This window comes from Pseudomonas sp. JL3, from assembly GCF_031570575.1.
Taxonomy (GTDB): Bacteria; Pseudomonadota; Gammaproteobacteria; order Pseudomonadales; family Pseudomonadaceae; genus Aquipseudomonas; species Aquipseudomonas cucumis.
In genome coordinates this window covers 17,092-39,719 of the sequence record NZ_JAKWJK010000026.1, presented here as the reverse complement: position 1 = coordinate 39,719, position 22,628 = coordinate 17,092, and the positions used below count along the sequence as shown (strand labels likewise).

General features: G+C 59.5%; 20 protein-coding genes and 1 pseudogene. 8 read left to right on the top strand and 13 right to left on the bottom strand.

The window, feature by feature from the left end; genetic code table 11:
- Nucleotides 1–63: 63 nt before the first annotated feature.
- Nucleotides 64–657, bottom strand: a complete 594-nt coding sequence (betI, locus tag MMG91_RS27195) for a transcriptional regulator BetI (protein WP_305447209.1) — start codon at nt 655–657, stop codon at nt 64–66.
- Nucleotides 658–1,037: 380 nt separating this feature from the next.
- On the opposite strand from betI, the gene MMG91_RS27190 reads away from it, so the two are divergent.
- Complete coding sequence (locus MMG91_RS27190; protein ID WP_310661285.1) at nt 1,038–2,987, top strand: BCCT family transporter; 1,950 nt, start codon at nt 1,038–1,040, stop codon at nt 2,985–2,987.
- A 232-nt stretch (nt 2,988–3,219) separates the two neighbouring features.
- On the opposite strand, the gene choV is transcribed toward MMG91_RS27190, so the two are convergent.
- From choV to MMG91_RS27175, 3 genes are all read right to left on the bottom strand, one after another.
- Nucleotides 3,220–4,398, bottom strand: coding sequence for a choline ABC transporter ATP-binding protein (gene choV / locus MMG91_RS27185; RefSeq protein WP_305447208.1), 1,179 nt, complete (start codon nt 4,396–4,398; stop codon nt 3,220–3,222).
- Nucleotides 4,395–5,240 (bottom strand): choline ABC transporter permease subunit, encoded by an 846-nt coding sequence (gene choW / locus MMG91_RS27180; protein WP_310661273.1) that lies wholly within the window; start codon nt 5,238–5,240, stop codon nt 4,395–4,397. Before choW ends, choV begins: the two co-directional genes overlap by 4 nt.
- A gap of 77 nt (nt 5,241–5,317) precedes the next feature.
- Nucleotides 5,318–6,268: a choline ABC transporter substrate-binding protein gene (locus MMG91_RS27175; protein WP_305447207.1), complete on the bottom strand. Its 951-nt coding sequence runs from the start codon at nt 6,266–6,268 to the stop codon at nt 5,318–5,320.
- Nucleotides 6,269–6,705: 437 nt separating this feature from the next.
- Here MMG91_RS27175 and MMG91_RS27170 point away from each other — a divergent pair, with 437 nt between their 5' ends.
- On the top strand, nt 6,706–8,082 hold the full coding sequence (locus MMG91_RS27170) for an L-serine ammonia-lyase (protein WP_310661272.1): 1,377 nt from the start codon (nt 6,706–6,708) through the stop codon (nt 8,080–8,082).
- A 468-nt stretch (nt 8,083–8,550) separates the two neighbouring features.
- Nucleotides 8,551–9,654: a GlxA family transcriptional regulator gene (locus MMG91_RS27165; protein WP_310661271.1), complete on the top strand. Its 1,104-nt coding sequence runs from the start codon at nt 8,551–8,553 to the stop codon at nt 9,652–9,654.
- Between the two features lie 131 nt (nt 9,655–9,785).
- Here MMG91_RS27165 and MMG91_RS27160 read toward each other — a convergent pair whose 3' ends face one another.
- From MMG91_RS27160 to MMG91_RS27135, 6 genes are all read right to left on the bottom strand, one after another.
- The gene (locus tag MMG91_RS27160) at nt 9,786–10,049 is read right to left on the bottom strand and encodes a hypothetical protein (RefSeq protein WP_017341203.1); all 264 of its coding nucleotides are present in this window, start codon (nt 10,047–10,049) and stop codon (nt 9,786–9,788) included.
- Between the two features lie 299 nt (nt 10,050–10,348).
- Complete coding sequence (locus MMG91_RS27155; protein WP_310661270.1) at nt 10,349–11,512, bottom strand: gamma-butyrobetaine dioxygenase; 1,164 nt, start codon at nt 11,510–11,512, stop codon at nt 10,349–10,351.
- Nucleotides 11,513–11,525: 13 nt separating this feature from the next.
- Nucleotides 11,526–12,002, bottom strand: coding sequence for a thioesterase family protein (locus MMG91_RS27150; RefSeq protein WP_310661269.1), 477 nt, complete (start codon nt 12,000–12,002; stop codon nt 11,526–11,528).
- 66 nt (nt 12,003–12,068) lie between these two features.
- Nucleotides 12,069–13,034, bottom strand: coding sequence for an L-carnitine dehydrogenase (locus MMG91_RS27145; protein ID WP_310661268.1), 966 nt, complete (start codon nt 13,032–13,034; stop codon nt 12,069–12,071).
- 76 nt (nt 13,035–13,110) lie between these two features.
- Nucleotides 13,111–13,998, bottom strand: a complete 888-nt coding sequence (locus MMG91_RS27140; protein ID WP_007907535.1) for a 3-keto-5-aminohexanoate cleavage protein — start codon at nt 13,996–13,998, stop codon at nt 13,111–13,113.
- A gap of 99 nt (nt 13,999–14,097) precedes the next feature.
- Nucleotides 14,098–15,042 (bottom strand): choline ABC transporter substrate-binding protein, encoded by a 945-nt coding sequence (locus MMG91_RS27135; RefSeq protein WP_305503586.1) that lies wholly within the window; start codon nt 15,040–15,042, stop codon nt 14,098–14,100.
- Between the two features lie 208 nt (nt 15,043–15,250).
- On the opposite strand from MMG91_RS27135, the gene MMG91_RS27130 reads away from it, so the two are divergent.
- Nucleotides 15,251–16,195: a GlxA family transcriptional regulator gene (locus MMG91_RS27130; RefSeq protein WP_305503584.1), complete on the top strand. Its 945-nt coding sequence runs from the start codon at nt 15,251–15,253 to the stop codon at nt 16,193–16,195.
- Nucleotides 16,196–16,313: 118 nt separating this feature from the next.
- Here MMG91_RS27130 and MMG91_RS27125 read toward each other — a convergent pair whose 3' ends face one another.
- On the bottom strand, nt 16,314–16,730 hold the full coding sequence (locus tag MMG91_RS27125) for a DUF3010 family protein (RefSeq protein WP_305503583.1): 417 nt from the start codon (nt 16,728–16,730) through the stop codon (nt 16,314–16,316).
- A 225-nt stretch (nt 16,731–16,955) separates the two neighbouring features.
- Between MMG91_RS27125 and MMG91_RS27120 the strand changes: the two genes are divergently transcribed.
- Nucleotides 16,956–17,927: a tyrosinase family protein gene (locus MMG91_RS27120; RefSeq protein WP_310661267.1), complete on the top strand. Its 972-nt coding sequence runs from the start codon at nt 16,956–16,958 to the stop codon at nt 17,925–17,927.
- Between the two features lie 103 nt (nt 17,928–18,030).
- On the opposite strand, the pseudogene MMG91_RS27115 reads toward MMG91_RS27120, so the two are convergent.
- A pseudogene (locus MMG91_RS27115) lies at nt 18,031–18,263 on the bottom strand (helix-turn-helix domain-containing protein); the annotation flags it as partial.
- 7 nt (nt 18,264–18,270) lie between these two features.
- Complete coding sequence (locus MMG91_RS27110; protein ID WP_310661266.1) at nt 18,271–18,672, bottom strand: lysozyme inhibitor LprI family protein; 402 nt, start codon at nt 18,670–18,672, stop codon at nt 18,271–18,273.
- Nucleotides 18,673–18,920: 248 nt separating this feature from the next.
- Between MMG91_RS27110 and MMG91_RS27105 the strand changes: the two genes are divergently transcribed.
- From MMG91_RS27105 to dgcA, 3 genes are all read left to right on the top strand, one after another.
- Nucleotides 18,921–19,898 carry a dipeptidase gene (locus MMG91_RS27105; protein ID WP_007907542.1) on the top strand — a complete coding sequence of 326 codons (978 nt, stop codon included), beginning with the start codon at nt 18,921–18,923 and terminating at the stop codon, nt 19,896–19,898.
- 78 nt (nt 19,899–19,976) lie between these two features.
- Entirely contained in the window at nt 19,977–20,507 is a 531-nt protein-coding gene (locus tag MMG91_RS27100; protein ID WP_007926354.1) for a DUF5943 domain-containing protein, read from the top strand.
- Nucleotides 20,508–20,522: 15 nt separating this feature from the next.
- A complete protein-coding gene (gene dgcA / locus MMG91_RS27095) occupies nt 20,523–22,583 on the top strand; it encodes a dimethylglycine demethylation protein DgcA (protein ID WP_310661265.1) in 2,061 nt (686 codons plus the stop codon).
- The last annotated feature ends 45 nt before the right edge of the window (nt 22,584–22,628 follow it).

Genomic DNA, 22,628 nt, shown 5'->3' with positions numbered 1-22,628 from the left:
GTGCCGTGTAGCGTTGGCGACGCTGATCAGTAGCGGTTCAGGGGTTGAGCGATTATGTGTGCTCTAACTCACCTGCTTGGCCAGTTGGAAATCCATGTATTCGTAAGCGATCTGGTGCGCCTGCTCGGTGTCGAAAGCATCTCCCGACAGCGCGCCGCGCAACCACAAACCGTCAATGAGGGCTGCCAGGCCGCGGGCGGCGCTGCGCGCTTGATCAAGCGGCAACACACGGCGGAACTGGCAGCACAGGTTGGAATACAGACGGTGATCGTTGATCCGCTGCAACCTGTGCAATGACGGGTGGTGCATGCTGGTGGCCCAGAAGGCCAGCCAGGTTTTCATTGCCGGGCCATTAACCTGGCTGGCGTCGAAGTTGCCTTCGATAATCACCTGGAGGTGAGCCCGTGGGCTGGTGTCCTCCAACGCCTGACGGCGCGCGGTGACGTTCTCGCTGAGGACACTCATCAGGTACTGCGCCGTGGCGGCGATCAGGCCGTTCTTGTCCTTAAAGTAGTGACTGATGATGCCATTCGAGACACCGGCCAAACGGGCGATCAGCGCAATGCTGGCGTCCCCCATGCCGACCTGATCGACGGCCTGCATCGTGGCATCGATCAACTGCTGACGGCGGATGGGTTGCATACCGACCTTGGGCATCTTGCACATCTCCTTAGGCCTTCCGGTGGACGAAATACGGCTACCGGATTGAGGGCCAGTCTATTTTGTTTTGATTGAACGTTCAATCAACAAAGAATAAGATCTGCGACAAATCGTCGCTGTTTACAGATTTTTCCTACGTGTAAATGGCGATAAACCGACATCCAAAAACGCTCGAAACCCATACGCGCAGGCGTTCCAAGGGTTTCGGGCTTTTTTCGGGGTGTCTTTATATCACCCGCCGGTCGGCTGCCAACTAACCGATTGGTCGGGTACCGCGTTGCCTTGTGTTCTTCTCTCGCACTGCCTGGAGCATCTGTGCCATGAGTTCTGCCTCTCTAATAAAGACCCCACCCGAGAAGGTGACGGTCAACGGTTGGGTGTTCTACACCTCTACCGCGCTGATCCTGCTGTTGACCGCCATTCTGATCATCGCCCCGCAAGAGGCCGGCAAAATGCTCGGCATTGCCCAGGCCTGGTTGTCCCGCAGCTTCGGCTGGTACTACATGGTGGTGATCGCCGCTTATCTGGTTTTTGTGGTTGGCCTGGCGTTTTCGTCTTACGGCAAACTCAAACTGGGCAGCAAGGACGACACCCCGGATTTCAGCTACGGCGCCTGGGCGGGGATGCTGTTCTCGTCGGGTATCGGCATCTCGTTGCTGTACTTCGGTGCTTCCGAACCACTGGACCATTACTTCAATCCGCCGGAAGGCGTGGCCGGCAGCAACCTTGCGGCCCGTCAGGCGGTACAACTGACATTCCTGCATTGGGGCCTGCATGGCTGGGCGATCTACGCACTGGTCGGCCTGGCCGTGGCGTACTTTGCCTACCGTCATAACCAGCCGCTGGCGTTGCGTTCAGCGCTGTATCCGCTGGTCGGCGAGCGTTGGGTCAAAGGTGCGGCCGGTCATGCGGTGGACGGCTTCGGCATGTTCGTGACCCTGCTGGGGCTGGTGACGAACCTGGGGATCGGTTCGCTGCAAGTGTCGTCGGGGCTGGAAAACCTGTTCGGCATGGAACACAGCAACACCAACCTGCTGATCGTGATCATTGTGATGAGCACCGTGGCGACCATCGCCGCTGTGTCCGGCGTGGAAAACGGTATTCGCCGTCTGTCCAACCTGAACATCGTGCTGTTCAGCGGTCTGCTGATTTTCGTGCTGCTGTTCGGTCCGACCCTGCACCTGCTAAACGGCTTTGTGCAGAACATCGGTGATTACCTGAACGGTGTGGTGCTGAAGACCTTCGACCTCTATGTGTATGAAGGCGACAGTGAGAAGTCCGACCGCTGGTTGGGCCTGTGGACCCTGTTCTACTGGGCCTGGTGGATTTCCTGGGCGCCATTCGTAGGCATGTTCATCGCGCGTATTTCCCGTGGTCGTACGGTGCGTGAACTGGTGGCCGGCGTGCTGCTGATTCCGCTGGGCTTCACCCTGGCGTGGCTGTCGATCTTCGGCAACTCGGCCCTGGACCTGGTGATGAACCATGGAGCGGTGGAGCTCGGGAAGACGGCGCTGGAACAGCCGTCGATGGCGATCTACCAGTTGCTTGAGCATTACCCGGCGTCGAAGATCGTGATCGGCGTGTCGATTTTTGTCGGCTTCGTGCTGTTCCTGACCCCGGCGGATTCCGGCGCGGTGATGATGGCCAACCTTTCCTGCAAGGGCGGCAACGTTGACGAAGATGCGCCGCACTGGCTGCGGATCTTCTGGTCGGTGGTGATCACCCTGGTGACTATCGGTCTGCTGTTTGCCGGTAACTTCGAAGCCATGCAAACCATGGTGGTGCTGGCGGGGCTGCCGTTCTCGGTGGTGCTGGTGTTCTTCATGTTCGGCTTGCACAAGGCCATGCGCCAGGACGTGCAAATCGAACAGGAGCAAGCGGAACTGGCGGCGCGTGGTCGTCGTGGTTTCAGCGAGCGTCTGACTCAGCTGGACCTGCAACCGAACCAGTCGATCGTTCAGCGTTTCATGGACAAGCGCGTCAGCCCGGCGCTGGAAGATGCAGCTGTGCAATTGCGGGCTCAGGGCCTGGATGTGCAGACGTTGCTAGGCAAGGCCAAGCGTTGCATGGGCGTGCGGATCGAGATGGAAGAGGGCAACCCTTTTGTCTACGAAGTGAGCCTGGACGGCTATCTGGCGGCGGCGAGTGACACGGTGTCGGCTGAAAGCGCCGATGAACCGCGCGCACGTTACTACCGCGCCGAGGTGTACCTGCACAACGGCAGCCAGGACTACGACCTGATGGGTTTCACTCAGGATCAGATCACCCGTGACGTGCTCGATCAGTTTGAAAGCCATCGCCAGCTTCTTGGCCGGGTTTATAGCTGAGTAGCGATATGATCGTTCCTGCGCTCTGCGTGGGAACGCCAAGGGGCTCAAGTTGAGCCCCTTTTTTGTGCCTGATCGTTCCCACGCTCTGCGTGGGAATGCCTCAACGGACGCTCCGCGTTCGGCCTTTTGGGACGCGGAGCGTCCCGGGCTGCATTCCCACGCGGAGCGTGGGAACGATCAACAAAAACGCCGCGATCATCTCGCGGCGTTTTTGTGTCTGCTGCCTTGCTTACCCCAGGTTCTTGCCGAGCAGCGCGTGGTACAGCTCGCTGTCACCAAGAATCCCGACAACCTTGTTGTTGTCATGCAGCACCAGCTTATTGCCGGTCTGGTAACGAATCTGCAGCGCATCGCGCATGCCGATGTTGGAGTCCACCAGCGTTGGCCGACGCCCCAGACCTTCAACCGCTTGCCCCGGTATCCAGTTCTGCAAGTCCAGGCTCGAGCCGTTCTGGCGCGCGCCTTTGATGGTGTTGCCTTCGGCCAGATCCAGCCACGAATCGCCACCCGGATCCAGGCACACCGAACCGTTGATGCGTTTGCAGTTGTCCAGCGTGCGCATCAGGCTGCGACCGCACAATACGTTCAGCGGGTTGGTGTGGGCGACGAAGGTGCGCACGTAATCGTCCGCAGGGTTCAGGACGATTTCTTCAGGCTTGCTGTACTGGATGATCCGGCCGTCTTTCATGATGGCGATACGGCTGCCGAGCTTCAGGGCTTCATCGAGGTCGTGGCTCACGAAGACGATGGTCTTGCTCAGTTTGCGTTGCAGTTCCAGCAGTTCGTCTTGCAGGCCTTGACGGATCAGCGGGTCGAGGGCCGAGAACGGTTCGTCCATCAGCAGAATGTCGGCATCCATCGCCAGTGCGCGGGCCAGGCCCACACGCTGTTGCATACCGCCGGAAAGCTCATCGGGTTTCTTGTTGCGCCATTGGGTCAGGCCTACCAGTTCGAGTTTTTCATCGACCAGTTTTTTCCGTTCCTTCTCCGGGCGCCCCTGCATTTCCAGACCGAAGCTGATGTTTTCGCGCACCGTCAGCCAAGGCATCAGGGCGAACTTCTGGAACACCATCGCGATGCGCTTGGTGCGCATCATTTTCAGTTCCGCCGGGGTGCAGGAGGCGATGTCGATCTGCTTGCCTTCGTGCTCGACGAACAACTTGCCACGGCTGACGGTGTTGAGGCCGTTGATGCAGCGCAACAGGCTGGATTTGCCGGAGCCGGACAGGCCCATCAGCACGCAGATTTCACCTTTTTCGATATCCAGGCTGGCTTTTTCGACACCGACGATTTGCCCGGTCTTTTTCAGGATCTGATCACGGGTCATGCCCTGGTCGAGAAGTTTTAGCGCCTCGCGCGGGTCTTTGGAGAAGATCACGTCCACGTCTTCGAAGCGAATAATGCTCATGCGTCACCCCCTACTTTAGCGTCGGGTTGTTTGCAGATACGGTCGAGCATGATCGCCAGCAGTACGATCGCCAGGCCTGCTTCGAAGCCCAGTGCGATATCAGCAGTGTTCAGTGCGTTGACCACGGGTTTGCCCAGGCCGTCGGCGCCCACCAGTGCCGCAATCACCACCATCGACAACGACAGCATGATGCACTGGGTGATACCGGCCGCGATGCTTGGCATGGCGTGGGGCAGTTCAATCCGTGAAAGCAGTTGACGGCGCGAGCAGCCGAAGGCTTTGCCGGCGTCCATCAATTCCTGCGGAACATCGCGAATACCCAGGTAGGTCAGGCGGATAGGCGCGGCAATCGCGAACACTACCGTCGAGATCAGACCCGGGACCACACCCAGACCGAAGAGGGTCAGGGTAGGAATGAGGTACACGAAGGTCGGCACGGTCTGCATCAGATCGAGCACCGGCCGCATCACTGTGTAGAACATCGGTTTGTGCGCGGCGACGATGCCCAATGGCACGCCGATCAGCACGCACACCAGGGTGGCGAACAACACCTGGGCGAGGGTTTCCATGGTTTCCTGCCAGTACCCCAGGTTGAGGATCAGCAGAAAGGAGGCAATGACGAAAACGGTCAGGCCCCATTTGCGTTGGATGAAGTGTGCCAGTAGCGCGATGAGGCCGATCAATGCCAGCGGGTTGAACCAGGTCAGCGCAAAAGTCACGCCGTGGATCATCGTTTCCAGCGACACGGCGATTGCGTCGAAGGTGTTGGCGCCGTGTTGCGTCAACCATTCAACGAAGCCCGCGATGTACTGGCCTAAGGGTATTTTCTGATCAATCAGCATGGTAGTGAACGTCCGCATGCAAGGAAATAAACAGCCCGGGCGAGCGAACTCGCCCGGCGTAAGCGATGCTTCCTAAATCAAGGCTGCGCCAATTTGGCTTTCACGGCCTCCAGGCCTGGTTTACCGTCAATGGTGGTCACGCCAGCGAGCCAGGTATCGAGCACCTGTGGATTCTTTTTAAGCCAGGCCTTGGCGGCCGCGTCAGGCTTCATTTTGTCGTCCAGGACGTTGCCCATCAGCGTGCTTTCCATGTCGAGGGTAAACACCAGGTTTTTCAGCAACTGACCCACGTTGCTGCATTCCTGCGCGTAACCCTTGCGGGTGTTCGTATAGATGGTCGCCTGGCCGAAGTTCGGGCCGAAGTATTCGTCGCCGCCGGTCAGGTACTTCATCTTGAATCGAGTGTTCATCGGGTGCGGTTCCCAGCCCAGGAACACCACGGCGGTGTTGCGGCGCTGGGCGCGATCGACTTGCGAGAGCATGCCTGCCTCGCTGGACTCGACCACCTTGAAGCCGGCGTCTTTCAGGCCAAAGGCGTTCTTGTCGATCATGCTCTGGATCAGGCGGTTGCCGTCGTTACCCGGTTCAATGCCATAGATCTTGCCGTCGAGTTCTTTCTTGAACTTGGCGATGTCGGCGAAATCTTTCAGACCTTTGTTATACAACTCTTCGGGGACCGCGAGTGTGTATTTTGCGTTTTCCAGATTAGCGCGCACCGTGTCAACGGTGCCGGCATCGCGGTAGGCCTTGATGTCGTTTTCCATGGTCGGCATCCAGTTGCCGAGGAACACGTCCATGTTCTTGCCGTCGGCGAGGGACTTGTAGGTCACCGGCACGGAAATCATTGTGGTCTTGGTCTTGTAGCCCAGGGCGTCGAGAACGACGCTGGTGGTGGCGGTGGTGACGGTAATGTCCGTCCAGCCGACATCGGAGAAGTTTACGGTGCTGCATTGGGCCGGTTCTGCGGCTTGAGCCAGAAACGGCAGACTCAGCATGGCGGCCAACAACAACGACGGGGAACCTTTCATAAGGGGGGACTCCTTGGTGTTTTTTTTGGCAGTGTTCCGACTGGACCACCGCACTTATCTGTTGCGGTTGGATGGCGTTTTGGAGACAGCTCTACCACGGCGCCTTGCAATCGAGTCGATACGATCATGTACCAGTGAAAATCTGACGCCTACAGGGTGCGTCGTAACCAGTACAGGGATGGTCGCATCCAGTGTCGGTGACGTCGTTTACAGCTTTTTTCAGCCCGTTTTGCCCTTCTGATCCGCAAAAAAACGGCGAAAACACAGCGTAAGCGGCCTGCGGCGCTAGCGGACATGAGTGCGTCGGTGTGAGACGTTGAACGACATGACAAAAGCCTGATGATGCGGCCATCTCGGCGGATTGCAGCTTGAGCGTAGCAGCTCCGTCACTGGGCGCTTTTGCGCCTGGAGCAGGCACATCCAGGAGTTCAGCAGTAATGGCTATCAGCGTTTTCGACCTGTTCAAAATCGGCATCGGCCCTTCCAGTTCGCACACCGTGGGGCCTATGCGCGCCGCGGCGCTGTTCGTGCAAGGTTTGCGTGAACAGGGACTTTTGGAGCAGGTGCAGCGCGTCGAAGTTCAGCTTTATGGCTCGCTTTCGGCCACCGGCATCGGTCACGGCAGCGACAACGCGGTGATCATGGGGCTGATGGGCGAGTGGCCGGACGCGATCGATCCGTCGCAAATCGGCATCCGCATCGAAGCCCTGCGTGAAACCAACACGCTATTGCTCGACGGTCGCTTGTCGGTTCCGTTCATCTGGGCCCGGGACATGCGCCTGATCGACGAGAACCTGCCGTTCCATCCCAACGCCATGACCCTGGTTGCCGAAGGCGATCACGGTGAACTGCATCGCGACACCTACTATTCCATCGGTGGCGGTTTTGTCGTCGATGAAGCACAGGCTTCCAGCGGCGTGGTGGATCTGGATCGCACCGTGCTGCCTTACGACTTCTCCAGTGCCGTCGAGTTACTCAGTCTGTGCAAGCAGCACAACCTGCGCGTTGCAGAGCTGATGATGGCCAACGAAAAAGTCTGGCGCAGCGAAGAGGAAATTCGCGCCGGCCTGATGAAGCTCTGGCGCGCGATGCAAGATTGCGTGGAGCAAGGCCTCAAGCACGAAGGCATCCTGCCTGGCGGCCTGAATGTGCGTCGTCGAGCTGCCAAACTGCACCGCAGCCTGCAAGAACTGAACAAGCCCAACGTGATTGGCTCGACCTTGAGCGCCATGGAGTGGGTGAACCTGTTCGCCTTGGCGGTCAACGAGGAAAACGCTGCCGGCGGGCGCATGGTTACGGCACCGACCAACGGCGCGGCGGGGATCATTCCGGCGGTACTGCACTACTTCATGAAGTTCAGCGAGGCGGTGACCGACGCCAATGTGGTTGATTACTTCCTCAGTGCCGCGGCGGTGGGGATTCTGTGCAAGAAGAACGCCTCGATCTCCGGTGCTGAAGTCGGTTGCCAGGGTGAAGTCGGTTCGGCCTGCGCCATGGCGGCGGCCGGGTTGGCGGAGATTCTCGGGGCCACGCCGGAGCAGCTGTGTAACGCGGCGGAAATCGGCCTGGAACACAACCTCGGCCTGACCTGCGATCCCGTGGGCGGACTGGTGCAAGTGCCGTGCATCGAGCGCAATGCGATTGCCGCGGTGAAAGCGATTAACGCGGCGCAGATGGCTCTGCGGGGCGACGGTCAGCACTTTATCTCGCTGGACCGGGTGATCCGCACCATGCGTGATACCGGCGCTGACATGCATGACAAATATAAAGAGACATCGCGTGGTGGATTGGCTGTCAGTGCAGTTGAGTGTTGAGACCGGGTTGACCCTATCGCGGGCTTGCCCGCGATAGGGCCAGACCAGTCAAAACTGCGCACCAAGTGAGCATCCGATTCAAAACGCGCCACCTTTTAGCGCGTCGTAAACAGACAAGCCTGTCTTCCCCAGTCAGGGATCCAATTCGAGCCTGACCGTCCGTCACCTGTGCTTGCGGTGACACTCTCCTCTGGAGCGTCGCAGCCCTGTTCCCACAAGTGCTACCGATTTGCTCACACGCAACGGGGTAGCGGGTTTGCGGCCTCTAATGGCACTTATGACCTCTTATCTCTGCGCGCCATATCTAGACGCATCGCGACGTCGTTTTCAGGAGTTATTGAACGCGTATTCAATTTAGGCATGGCAATTGCTCTGTCATTACAAAGCCCGTCTCCCGCGCGAGAACGATGGCAATAAAAAGAGCCTCCGCCTGAGGCCATCACCCGCTTTGTGTGAGGAGATACCGCGATGACGACGTTCAACTCCGGGGCCCAACCCCAGAACCGTGCGCCTCAATCCATCGGCTTTTTGCTGCTGGACAATTTCACGCTTATTTCTCTGGCCTCCGCAGTAGAGCCTCTGCGCATGGCCAACCAATTGTCCGGCCGCGAGCTGTATCGCTGGAGCACACTCACCGTCGATGGGGGTCAGGTCTGGGCCAGTGACGGTCTGCAGATCACCCCCGACGCCTCCATGCACAAAGCGCCTCCCATGGACACCATCATCGTCTGCGGCGGTATCGGCATTCAGCGCACCGTAACCCGCGAGCACGTGTCGTGGCTGCAAAGCCAGGCGCGTCAATCCCGTCGTCTCGGCGCGGTCTGCACCGGCAGCTGGGCCCTGGCGTGCGCCGGTCTGCTGGACGGTTTCGATTGCAGCGTGCACTGGGAATGCCTGGCGGCGATGCAGGAAGCTTTCCCGCGGGTAGCCATGAGCACCCGGCTGTTCACCCTCGACCGCAACCGTTTCACCAGCTCCGGCGGCACCGCGCCGCTGGACATGATGCTGCACCTGATCAGCCGCGATCATGGCCGTGAGCTGTCGGCCGCGATCTCGGAAATGTTCGTCTACGAGCGTATCCGCAACGAGCAGGATCACCAGCGCGTGCCGCTCAAGCACATGCTCGGCACCAACCAGCCGAAGTTGCAGGAAATCGTGGCACTGATGGAAGCCAACCTCGAAGAGCCGATCGACCTCGACGAACTGGCGGTGTACGTCGCTGTTTCGCGTCGTCAGCTGGAGCGGTTGTTCCAGAAATACCTGCACTGCTCGCCGTCGCGTTACTACCTGAAACTGCGCCTGATCCGCGCTCGGCAGCTGCTCAAGCAAACGCCGATGTCGATCATCGAAGTGGCGTCGGTATGTGGTTTCGTGTCTACGCCGCACTTCTCCAAGTGCTACCGCGAATACTTCGGCATTCCGCCACGCGACGAGCGCGTGGGTTCCAACACCACACAGCAAGTGGCAATGATGCCGCTGCCGCAAGCGCTGGTGCTGTCGCCGTTGTCCGGACCGCTGTCGGCGTTGAGTCAGGCGCGCAATGAGTCGACTTTTGCCAGCGTAAGGCTCTAATGCTCTGATCGTTCCCACGCTCTGCGTGGGAATGCCTCAATGGACGCTCTGCGTCCGCTTCGGCAGGGACGCGGAGCGTCCCGGGCTGCATTCCCACGCAGAGCGTGGGAACGATCATGGCGAGGCGGTACTCAGGCGCTACGGCTTTGCTGATACTCCGCCAACGCGGGCAGCAATTGTTTGTCGATCGCCTGGCGCACGGCCGGCAGGATGGTCGCGCTGCTAGTGTACATCTGCTTGACCATGGTCCGCAGCGTCATCGCCCGCTCATCGTTCAAGCCTCGCACTGCACACTCGCAAGCCTGCTCGGCTGTAGAGCCATTCGGTACTTGAAAACCCAACGATTTCAGCTGGCCCAACAGGTCTTCCTGGTCAATCAAATCGGCGTGCATCATGACGCAATCCTTCTTCAGGGAACGGTGTCGTGGATCGATTCTGGTAGGGGCTGTGGATGTCGGCAAGGACGATTTGTCGCAATGGCCGCTATACCTATGAACAGGTCGTTTTCGGCTAACTTGCGAACGATGGGAGTGGGCACACTGGACTCAGCTGGCTTCACGAAGGTTTGGTCACCCTCGCGCAACGGCTCCTCAACAGTACCCACCTCTGCCCCGATCCTGTCACGGCTTGATCGGGGTTTTTTTTGGCTGTGAATCAGTGGATTTTGTGTTGCCTGTGCGGACGCCATCGCGGTCTAGCGTTGCAACACCAAAATCCGCGACAACAACTCATCCCGATCAACATAACAACCCTGGAAATGCCGGGCACCCGTAGCGGGATCGAAAGCGTTGCGGGCGTGCAGGGTGCGACGGTTATCAAAGCACCACAGCTCGCCGGGATTGAGCCTTTGCATCAGCCTGAACCGCCCCTCGCGGGTCATCGCAATGAAGCGACGGTAAGCGCGATACAGCCTGGGCATTTGCTCGACTGAAGCATCGAACGGCCCCCGCAAAAAGTTCGCCATGCGGATTTCCGACACTTGCCCGAACGCATCCAGGGCGATGATTGGCGCCAGACAGCGGTAGTCGCTGTGGCGGTCCTTGTTGCGGAACTCCACGGGGATTTCACACAAGGCCTGAAACGCCTCGGGATCTTCCCGACGCAAGGCTTCAGCGATGGCAAAACCGTCGACGAAAATACTCTCGCCACCGTCGGCGTCATTGACCAGGCAATGCAGAAATTGCAGCCCCGGTTGCAACTCTCGGGTCGGCAGGTCGCTGTGCAGCGGCAGGTTGAAGGCGGTGTAGGCATTGCTGTCGGCGTCGGCCTTGGATTGCACGTTGAACAGCACACCGAAATTGCTCTCGCGGATGAAGGAGATCCGCTGTGCGATCAGCTTCAGCGAGCCCGGCTCCGTCGGTACGCCGCGAACCTGGGTCAGGCCGATGTCGCGCACGGCCAGCAGCCATTGCAGCAAGGCATCGTTGTCGTCCATCAACGCCTGATAGTCGAACACCGGCAACTTCAGCTGGGCGCCCCACAGCTTGCTTTTCGGTTTGGTGGCCCGGCGTTCGGCGCGGGATTCGTCGTCATAGGCGTGGGCTCGCAGCCATCCCGGGTCGAAGCGGCTGCGGTGGCCGTCCTGCCAATCGACACACAGGCAACCATCGGCATCGATTCGCGCACTGTCGGGGATCAGATTCTCCGCGACATCGACGATTTCCAGTACTTGCTCGCGGGTCACCGTGTAGACGCACTGCGGGCACGGGCAGTTGTCCCGTAGCCATTGATGATGAAAAGGGCTGACCCGACCGTCCGCCCACTGCACTTGAATTCGGTCCGCCAGGGTGTGCGCGGCGGTCAACGCGCTGATCAACGGGTAGGTGCGGAAATCGGCAAAAGCGGCGGCAGTGTTCATGGCGAGCTCCTTGTTATTTTTCGGGCGGTAAGGCGATTACCCGGCCGATGAAGGCGGGGGCGGGCAGGTCGGCTTGCTCGGCGACAATGGCTTGCAGCTTGCTCAAGGTTTCTTCGCCGAACGGAGCGGATCGCGGTCCGGCGAGGTCGACGTGCAGCAGCATTTGTTCATTGCCCGCCAGCTCTTTGTCACCGCCCACCAGATGCAGGCTGTGGTAGAGGTGCAGGCGCTTGCGGTCATGGCCGATGATCTGGGTGTGCACTTCGACATCGGCATCGAGCTTCACTTCGTGCAGGTAGTTGAGGTGCAGCTCGAGGGTGAACAGCGAGTTACCGCTGGCTTCGCGGTTGCTGCTGTCCATGCCCAGCCGATCCATCAGCGCGTCGGTGGCGTAGCTGAAAATCAGCAGATAGAAGGCATCGCGCAGGTGGCCGTTGTAGTCGACCCAGTCGGGGATGATTTTGGTTTGGTAGGTGGTGAGGGTGGGCATGATTGGTGCTCCAAGCAGGTGGATGATCGTTCCCACGCAGAGCGTGGGAACGACCAGTGGGAAGGGTTACTCGCAAAACGCCATCCCATGCTTCTCTTTGGTGGTCTTCACCGCCTCCAGCACTGCCAGCAAGCAATCATCACGATAGCGCTCCAGCGCCGAGATGCTGTGCTTGCCCAATTGCTCGCTGGTGCCGTCCACCACGTCATCGATCAATTTGTCGGTCAGCTCCGGTGCCGGCAGATACGTCCAGGGCAGCTGCAACGCCGGCCCGAATTGCGCCATGAAGTGCCGCATGCCTGCGTCGCCGCCCGCCAGGGTGTAAGTCAGGAAGGTGCCCATGAACGACCAGCGCAGGCCCGCGCCAAATCGAATCGCGTCGTCGATTTCGCCAGTGGTCGCCACGCCATCGTTGACCAGATGCAGCGCCTCACGCCACAGCGCTTCGAGCAGCCGGTCGGCGATAAACCCGGGTACTTCCTTGCGCACATGCAGCGGGCGCATGCCTAAGGATTCATAGACTTTCATTGCCGCTTGCACCGCTTCTGGCGCAGTGTTTTTGCCGCCGACCACTTCCACCAATGGCAGCAGGTAAACCGGGTTGAACGGGTGCCCGACCACGCAGCGTTCCGGGTGGGTCGAACCCTCGTAGAACTCGCTCGGCAACAGCCCCGAGGTACTGGAGCCGATCAAGGCATCGGGCTTGGCCGCCGCGCTGATTTTGCTGTGCAATTCCAGTTTCAGGTCCAGTCGTTCTGGAGCACTTTCCTGAATGAAATCCGCGTCGCGAACGCATTCTTCGATGGTGGCGACAAAGCGCAGCCGATCCTGCGACGCGCCGGGTGCCAGGCCTTGTTTTTCCAGCGCGCCCCAGGCATTGGCAACGCGTTTGCGCAGCGTCGCTTCGGCACCGGGCGCCGGGTCCCAGGCCACCACGTCGAGGCCGTGGGCGAGGGCGCGGGACACCCAGCCGCTGCCGATGACACCGCTGCCTAGCGCGGCGAAGGTTTTGATTTCAGTGATAAAGCTCATGGCGACGTCCTGAAGAATTCGATGATCCCTGTGGGAGAGGGCAAGCCCGCTCCCACAGGGTTAGGTGTACGTTTGGTTAACCGCGTTTGGTCAGGCCCATTTTTGCCCGGCCCTCGGCCGGCGTCAGAACGCGGGCGCCGAGGCGGCTGAGGATTTCCGAGGCGCGCTCGACCAGTTGGCCGTTGGTCGCCAAAACACCCTTGTCCAGCCACAAATTGTCTTCCAGACCGACCCGCACATTGCCGCCGAGCAGCACCGCTTGCGCCGCCATTGGCATCTGCATGCGACCGATGCCGAACCCGGCCCAGACCGCATCGGCCGGCAGGTTGTCGACCATGGCTTTCATGGTGGTGGTGTCGGCCGGCGCGCCCCACGGGATGCCCAGGCACAACTGGAACAACGGGTTGTCCAGCAAGCCTTCCTTGATCATCTGCTTGGCGAACCACAGGTGGCCGGTGTCGAAGATTTCCAGCTCAGGCTTAACGCCCAGCTCTTGAATGCGTTTGGCGCCAGCACGTAGCTGCGCCGGGGTAGACACGTAAATGGTGTCGCCGTCGCCGAAGTTCAGGGTGCCGCAATCCAGGGTGCAGATCTCCGGCAGCAGTTCTTCGACGTGGGCCAGACGGGTCAGCGGGCCGACCAGGTCGGTGTTCGGGCCAAACTCCATCGGATTCTCGCCCGCGCCGATTTCCAGGTCGCCCCCCATACCGGCCGTGAGGTTGACGATGATGTCGACGTCAGCCTCGCGGATGCGCTCCATCACTTCGCGATACAGCGCCACGTCACGGCTGAACTTGCCGGTTTGCGGGTCGCGAACGTGGCAGTGGACCACGGTGGCGCCAGCCTTGGCGGCTTCCACGGCGGCCGCGGCGATTTGTTTCGGGGTGACCGGCACGTGTGGGCTTCTGGCGGTCGTGTCGCCAGCACCGGTGAGTGCGCAGGTGATGATGACGTCGTGGTTCATGAGGCGGTTCCTTCAGGCGTGATTTTTAGGTGTGGCTCAGGGCGTGACGATGCCGTTCGCAGCCCGCATCGGGCTGCGAATCGGTGGTTCATTTCGGTTCTATTTACTGGTCAGTTTCAGGTTTTCAGCCGCCGGTTTGCCATCGAAGGTGGTCACGCCTTCGAGCCAGCGTTGCTTGTCTTGCGGGTGATCCTTGAGCCATTGCTTGGCCGATTCGAAAGCGTCTTTGTGATCGAGCAGCGGCTGCATCATCCGGCTCTCGTCTTCGGCGGTGTAGGTCAGGTTGCTCAGCAAACGACCAATGTTCGGGCATTGCTCGGCGTATTTCGGCGCGGTGACCGTCCACACGGTGGCCATGCCTTCGTTCGGGCCGAGAGCGTCTTCGCTGCCGGTGAGGTAAGTCATTTGCACGTTGACATTCATCGGGTGCGGCGCCCAGCCGAAGAACACCACGGCCTCCTTGCGCCGCACGGCGCGATCCACCGCCGCAAGCATGCCGGCTTCGCTGGACTCGACCAGCTGGAACTTGCCCAGGCCAAACTGGTTCTTGGCGATCATCGCCTTGATCTGGGTGTTGGCGCCCGAACCTGGCTCGATGCCATAGATTTTGCCGCCCAGTTCTTTTTCGAATTTGGCGATGTCGGCGAAGGTTTTCAGGCCTTTGTCGGCGAGATAAGTCGGCACGGCGAGGGTGGCGCGAGCATCCTTGAGGCTCGGCGCTTCAAGCACTTCGACCTGCTTGGCCTCGACAAACGGCGTGATGGTCTGCGTCATCAGCGGGTTCCAGTAACCGAGGAACAAGTCCAGGCGCTGGTCGCGAATCCCGGCGAAGATTATTTGCTGGGAGGCGCTGGTCTGTTTGGTGTTGTAGCCGAGGCCGTCGAGCAATACTTGGGTCATGGCGCTGGTGGCGATCACATCGGTCCAGTTCACTACACCCATGCGCACGTTCTGGCACGACGCGGGTTCGGCCGCCATGACGCTGGCGCTCAAGAAAGCGGTACCGCTGAGTGCAAGAACACAGCTGCTGATCAGTCGTTTCATGTCGGGTTCCTCGGCAGGTCGTTGTTGTGGGTTCCGGTGTCTGATGCGCCGGTGATCTCAAGTTACGCAGCAAAGCCCCCGTAAAAACGCACTGCGGCGACCAGCTCTTGCACTGCAGCGACCTGCGCGCTTGAATGCCGGTTGCAAGTGGCGTATCAACGTCCACACGCTTCCCGCCCTCTCGTTACCTGCCAGTCGAGTGCGCTCCATGTCCCAGGATTTCTACTTCTTGTTGATGCCGGGTTTTTCGGCGATCGGTTTCATCTCGGCCATCGAGCCGTTGCGGGTCGCCAATCGCTTTCGCGGCGAGCTGTACCGCTGGCATGTGTTGAGCGCCGATGGTGGGGCGGTGTTGGCCAGTAACGGCATGTCGGTCAACGCCGATGCGGCGCTGGAACCCCTGAAGAAAGGCGCGACCTTGTTGGTGGTCGCCGGTTTCGAGCCGTTGAAATTCACCACCCCGGCGCTGGAGCACTGGCTGCGCCGCTTGGACAACGAAGGCGTGACCCTTGGCGCCATCGACACCGGCAGCTTTGTCCTCGCCGAAGCCGGCCTGCTCGACGGCCATCGCCTGACCCTGCATTGGGAAGCCATCGACGCCTTCAAGGAGTCTTATCCACAGCTGAGCGTCACTCAGGAGTTGTTCGAGATCGACCGCCGCCGCATCACCTCCGCCGGCGGCACGGCCTCTATCGATTTGATGCTCGACCTCATCGGCCAGGCCCACGGCCCGGAACTGGCGATTCAGGTCAGCGAACAGTTCGTACTCGGGCGCATCCGCCCGCGCAAAGACCACCAGCGCATGGAAGTCGCCACGCGGTATGGCATCAGCAACAAGAAACTGGTGCAGGTGATCGGGGAGATGGAGCAGCACAGCGAACCGCCGCTGAGTACGTTGGAATTGGCGGAATCGATCAAGGTGACGCGACGGCAACTGGAGCGATTGTTTCGGCTCCACTTGAACGACACGCCGAGCAATTTCTACCTGAGATTACGGCTGGAAAAGGCGCGGCAGTTGCTGCGGCAGACGAACATGAGTGTGCTGGAAGTGAGCATCGCGTGCGGGTTCGAATCTCCGTCGTATTTCACTCGCAGCTATCGGGCGCGGTTTGAACGGTGCCCGCGGGAAGACCGGCGTACCGCCCAGGCATGATCATTCCCACGCTCTGCGTGGGAATGCCGCCATGGACGCTCCGCGTCCGCTTCGAAGTGGCGCGGAGCGTCACCGGATGCGTTCCCACGCAGAGCGTGAGAACGATCAATGGAGGATGTTACTTTTTCATTAAGGCCGAACACGCTGTTTTGTAGGCTTCATGCTGATACTTGTTCAGCGTCGCCGGCAGTTCGAAATTGTGTTTTTTTGCCTGCGCATTAATCGTCTGCGGCGACAGCAACGTCACCTCGCAACTCTCCAGCAACTGAAAAATGCCCTCGATCTTGAACGTGGTCGGCCCACCGGCAAACTCACCTTTCTTGCTGCGCTTCTTGATCGCGATCCGGTCGATGGAATTCTCACGCACAAACGACGCGACCTGAGCGGCAAAGACTTTGACGTTTGCGGCTTCGTCGTCATCGTCGAGGGCGATTTTTTTGGTGGCCAGAGCGACGTGGCTAAGCGTCTGTCCGTCCAGGGAGGCCACGGCGATGATCGCTTCGCTGCCTTTGATTTCGATGCCGCAGATATTCATGAATTTATGCCCCTATGGGCGAACCGGATAGCGTTGATGTTGACGTAATTGAGGCGTGAAGTCATCTCGTCGAGTGGCGGCAGGCAGACCTCGACCGTTGGTCGGCAAACCGCTTTTACCTGTTATTTCTGACAGTAGACGTCGATCGGTGCCATGCCTATGTTTATCCCACATCCGGCCTGTTGAGGGCCGTCAGCTCTGTTAATCACTCAAGGACCGGGTCAGATGAAACTTCGGAAAAATGTTCGTTCGTTGACCGTTGCTGAGAAACAGAAATTTGTCGCCGCTTGTCTCCAGCTCAAGGCGACAGGCCGATACGATCAGTATGTGCATCAGCATCATCACGTGATGGTGCCCACTGTTCTACCTCACGAACCGCGCGATCCCAACTACCGAAACGGCGCGCATCGGGGACCTTCATTCCTGCCCTGGCATCGAGAGTTCCTGCTTCAGTTTGAAGCTGATCTGCAAGCCATTGACCCGTCGATCACCATCCCCTACTGGAACTGGACAGAAGACGCTGCCGATCCGCAGAACTCGCCGGTGTGGGCAGATAACTTCATGGGCGGCAATGGCGTGGAGAACGACGAATGGCGAGTGGCGAGCGGTCCTTTTGCCTTCAAGTTCGGGAAGTGGCCCGTTCCGTCATACCCTGATGATGGTCTGCCGGGGGCGGGATTGAAGCGTCAGTTCGCTCTAGTGGTGAACTCACTGCCAACCCCTGAAGATCTGCAGATGGCAATGCGCGAAAGTTTGTATGACACACCGCCATATGACTCCAGTCATTGCGTACGCGGTTTCAGAAACCGTCTGGAGGGCTGGATCACCCAACGCGGTGACCCTCAGGTGAAGACCTCGAGTTCCCAGTTACATAATCGGGTGCATCTTTGGGTGGGTGGCAACATGCTGCCGATGACTTCTCCCGATGACCCGGTGTTCTTTCTTCATCACTGTTTCATCGACAAAGTCTGGGCTGACTGGCAGGCCCGGATGGCGCAAGACAACGGTCAATGGGGGCCGCACTACGCGCCACTGACAAACGGCCCCGAGGGCCACAACTACAATGACGTACTCAGACCCTGGACGCGGCAGATCAGCGAGGTAATGGACATTGCAGCGTTGGGTTATGAGTACGAGCAGGTACCAAGCTTGATGGCAGAGCCTCAGCGATTTAATAAATCGCCATTCCTGGAGTGATGGGGGCTAAGTCAGTAAATCGATGGAAAGATCGCAGCCTGCGGCAGCTCCTCGGTGAATATTCCGGTGGAGCTGCCCAGGCTGCGATCTTGTTGGTTGTTTCTTACAGCTCAAGCTGGTTGGCATTGATGCCAAATGCCGCGGCAATTTTCTCCCGTGTCGCCTTGCGGGGCTTGGCGACAGTCTCCTGCTGGGCGAAAGCCGGTTGCGAAATGCCCATGCGCTTGGCAACTTCATCCTGCGTAAGGTTCAGGTGTTCGCGCCAGGCGCGAATAGGGAGGCTCCATCGACGATGCGGCTCACTACTTCATGGGGGATCAAATAATTCTCCATTCTTATGTTTTTACTCCTGCCCAATCGACTCCAAAAACTCCGACCGCTCGTCACTCATGCGCGCCATGCAATCGTTCTGCGCAATGGTGAACGCCTTGCTACCGCTCGTCGCCGGGAACGCTTCCACCGCGCAATCGGCATCTCGGGTTTTCAGCCATTGCTGCTGTGCGGTTTTGATTTTGGCGGTGATGTCGGTCAGTTGCGCCTTGTTGTTGCCGTAAAGCGTTTGCATGCGCTCGGTCAGGCTTTGGTAGTTGTCGCTCAGCAGCTGTTCGGCGGTGGTTCTGCTATAGGCCGAGCATTCCAGGGTCTGGATTTCGTTTTCGACGGCGTCGCAGGGGTTGTCGTCGGCCTCTTCAGCTGCTTGTACGCCAGTCGCTATCAGTGCCAAAGCCAGGAAGATCGATTTCATTGCGCCGCCGCCCCTTAATCCAGTCATGCATTCAGTAGAACATCCAGTGATGCGGCGAATTCTGGCCCAAGCGGGCGACGTTGGATAGGTAGGCAATGACGCCTGTTGACGACCCTTTGTCGCGGATTGACGCTTTCGGCAATTCCCCTGTCGTTTTTGCACCCGGCTGCCCCGGCCCTCAGGCATATGCTGGCCCCAAAGCGCCGGCACACGATTCGGCGCATGAATCGCTAATAGGGGACAGCCTGATGAGCCCAGCCGAATTGCACGCCGACAGCATCGTTATCGACGGGCTGATTATTGCCAAGTGGAACCGCGAGCTGTTTGAAGACATGCGCAAGGGCGGTCTGACTGCGGCCAACTGCACCGTGTCGGTGTGGGAGGGCTTCCAGGCCACTGTCAACAACATTGCCGCCAGCCAGAAGCTGATCCGCGAGAACAGCGACCTGGTGATTCCGGTGCGCACCACCGCCGATATCCGCAAGGCCAAGGAGCAGGGCAAGACCGGCATCCTCTTTGGCTTCCAGAATGCTCACGCGTTTGAAGACCAGATCGGCTACGTCGAGGTCTTCAAGCAGCTGGGCGTCGGCATCGTGCAGATGTGCTACAACACCCAGAACCTGGTGGGTACCGGTTGCTACGAGCGCGATGGCGGCCTGTCGGGTTTCGGTCGTGAAATCGTCGCCGAGATGAACCGTGTCGGCGTCATGTGCGACCTGTCCCACGTCGGCTCGAAAACATCCGAAGAAGTCATCCTCGAATCCAAGAAGCCGGTCTGCTACTCCCACTGCCTGCCGTCGGGTCTGAAAGTTCACCCGCGCAACAAATCCGACGAAGAGCTGAAGTTCATCGCCGATCACGGCGGTTTCGTGGGTGTGACCATGTTCGCGCCGTTCCTGGCCAAGGGCATCGATTCGACCATCGACGACTACGCCGAAGCGATCGAATACACCATGAACATCGTCGGCGAAGACGCCATCGGCATCGGCACCGACTTCACCCAGGGCCATGGCCAGGATTTCTTCGAATACCTGACCCATGACAAGGGCTATGCCCGCCGTCTGACCAGCTTCGGCAAGATCATCAACCCACTGGGCATCCGCACCGTGGGCGAGTTCCCGAACCTGACCGAGACCCTGCTCAAACGCGGCCATTCCGAGCGGGTGGTGCGCAAGATCATGGGCGAGAACTGGGTGAACGTCCTCAAAGACGTTTGGGGCGAATAAGCCACCGCACCTCTGAATCCTTTCCCCCGGCCGTCCGTGCCGGGGGCAACACAACGAATTTTCTGGAGTTAAGTTTCCATGGCCAAGATCGCCCCGCAATTGCCAATCGAAGTCGACAGTGAAACCGGTGTCTGGACCTCCGACGCCCTGCCGATGCTGTACGTGCCGCGCCATTTCTTCGTCAACAACCACATGGGCATCGAGGAAGTGCTGGGCGCCGACGCCTACGCCGAAATCCTCTACAAGGCCGGCTACAAGTCCGCCTGGCACTGGTGTGAAAAAGAAGCTGAGTGCCACGGCCTGGAAGGCGTTGCAGTGTTCGAGCATTACATGAAGCGCCTGTCGCAACGCGGCTGGGGCCTGTTCAAGATCCAGGACATCGACCTCGACAAAGGCACCGCCAGCGTCAAGCTCGAACACTCCGCATTTGTCTACGTGTACGGCAAGGTCGGGCGCAAGGTCGACTACATGTTCACTGGCTGGTTCGCCGGCGCCATGGACCAGATCCTGGCTGCTCGCGGCAGCAAGATCCGCACGGTCGCCGAACAAGTCTACGGTGGCTCCGAAGAAGGCCACGACGACGGTTTGTTCACCGTCAAGCCGTTGTAAGTCGAGGACCCCGCCATGGCTTTCGAAGCAATGTTCCAGCCGATCCAGATCGGCAAACTGACCATCCGCAACCGCGTGCTCAGCACCGCGCACGCCGAGGTCTACGCCACCGACGGCGGCATGACCACCGACCGGTACGTCAAGTATTACGAAGAGAAAGCCAAGGGCGGGATCGGCCTGGCGATTTGCGGCGGTTCCTCCAGCGTGGCCATCGACAGCCCGCAAGGCTGGTGGAAGTCGGTCAACCTGGCCGACGACCGGATCATTCCGCACTTCCAGAACCTGGCCGACGCCATGCACAAGCATGGCGCCAAGATCATGATCCAGATTACCCACATGGGCCGTCGTTCCCGCTGGGACGGCGAGCATTGGCCAACCCTGCTGTCGCCGTCGGGCATCCGTGAGCCGGTGCACCGCGCGACCTGCAAAACCATCGAGCCGGAAGAAATCTGGCGGGTGATCGGCAACTATGCCAGCGCCGCGGCACGGGCCAAGGCCGGTGGCCTGGATGGCGTCGAGCTGTCTGCCGTGCACCAGCACATGATCGACCAGTTCTGGAGCCCGCGGGTTAACAAACGTACCGACGAATGGGGCGGCAGCTTCGAAAACCGCATGCGTTTCGGCCTGGAAGTAATCAAGGCTGTGCGCAAGGAAGTTGGTCCGGATTTCTGCGTCGGCATCCGTCTGTGCGGTGATGAGTTCCACCCGGATGGCTTGTCCCACGAGGACATGAAACAGATCGCCAAGTACTACGACGACACCGGCATGATCGACTTCATCGGTGTCGTGGGCTCGGGTTGCGACACCCACAACACCCTGGCCAACGTTATTCCGAACATGAGTTATCCACCGGAGCCCTTCCTGCACCTGGCCGCCGGTATCAAGGAAGTGGTGAAGGCCCCGGTTTTGCACGCGCAGAACATCAAGGACCCGAACCAGGCAACCCGTATTCTGGAAGGCGGTTACGTGGACATGGTCGGCATGACCCGCGCCCACATCGCCGACCCGCACCTGATTGCCAAAATCAAAATGGGCCAGGTCGACCAGATCAAACAATGCGTCGGCGCCAACTACTGCATCGACCGTCAGTACCAGGGCCTGGACGTCTTGTGCATCCAGAACGCCGCGACTTCCCGTGAATACATGGGCGTGCCGCACATCATCGAGAAATCGACCGGTGTAAAGCGCAAGGTCGTGGTAGTCGGTGCCGGTCCTGCCGGGATGGAAGCGGCTCGTGTGTCGGCCGAACGTGGCCACGACGTGACCCTGTTCGAGAAGAAAGAATTCATCGGCGGGCAGATCACTACCGCGTCGAAAGCGCCACAACGGGACCAGATCGCCGGTATCACTCGTTGGTTCCAACTGGAACTGGCGCGTTTGAAAGTCGATCTGCGCCTGGGCGTGGCGGCGGATGCAGCGACCATTCTCGACCTGCGTCCAGACGTGGTGGTGCTCGCCGTTGGCGGTCATCCGTTCCTGGAGCAGAACGAGCATTGGGGCGCGGCTGAAGGCCTTGTGGTCAGCAGCTGGGACATCCTCGACGGCAAGGTTGCACCGGGCAAGAACGTGCTGGTCTACGACACCATATGCGAGTTCACCGGAATGTCGACGGCCGACTTCCTCGCTGACAAGGGCAGCCAGGTCGAGATCGTCACCGACGACATCAAACCGGGCGTGGCCATTGGCGGTACGTCGTTCCCGACTTACTACCGCAGCATGTACCCGAAAGAAGTGATCATGACCGGTGACATGATGCTGGAGAAGGTCTACCGCGAAGGCGACAAGCTGGTGGCGGTGCTGGAAAACGAATACACCGGCGCCAAAGAGGAGCGGGTGGTGGACCAGGTGGTCGTCGAGAACGGCGTGCGTCCGGACGAAGAAATCTACTACGCCATGAAGGAAGGCTCGCGCAACAAAGGCCAGATGGACATCGAAGCTTTGTTCGCGATCAAGCCGCAACCTTCGCTGAGCCAACCAGGTGACGGCTACTTGCTGTTCCGCATCGGCGACTGCGTGGCCCAGCGCAACACCCACGCGGCGATCTATGACGCGTTGCGGTTGTGCAAGGATTTCTAAGCCATGAACTGATCGTTCCCACGCTCCGCGTGGGAATGCCTCAAT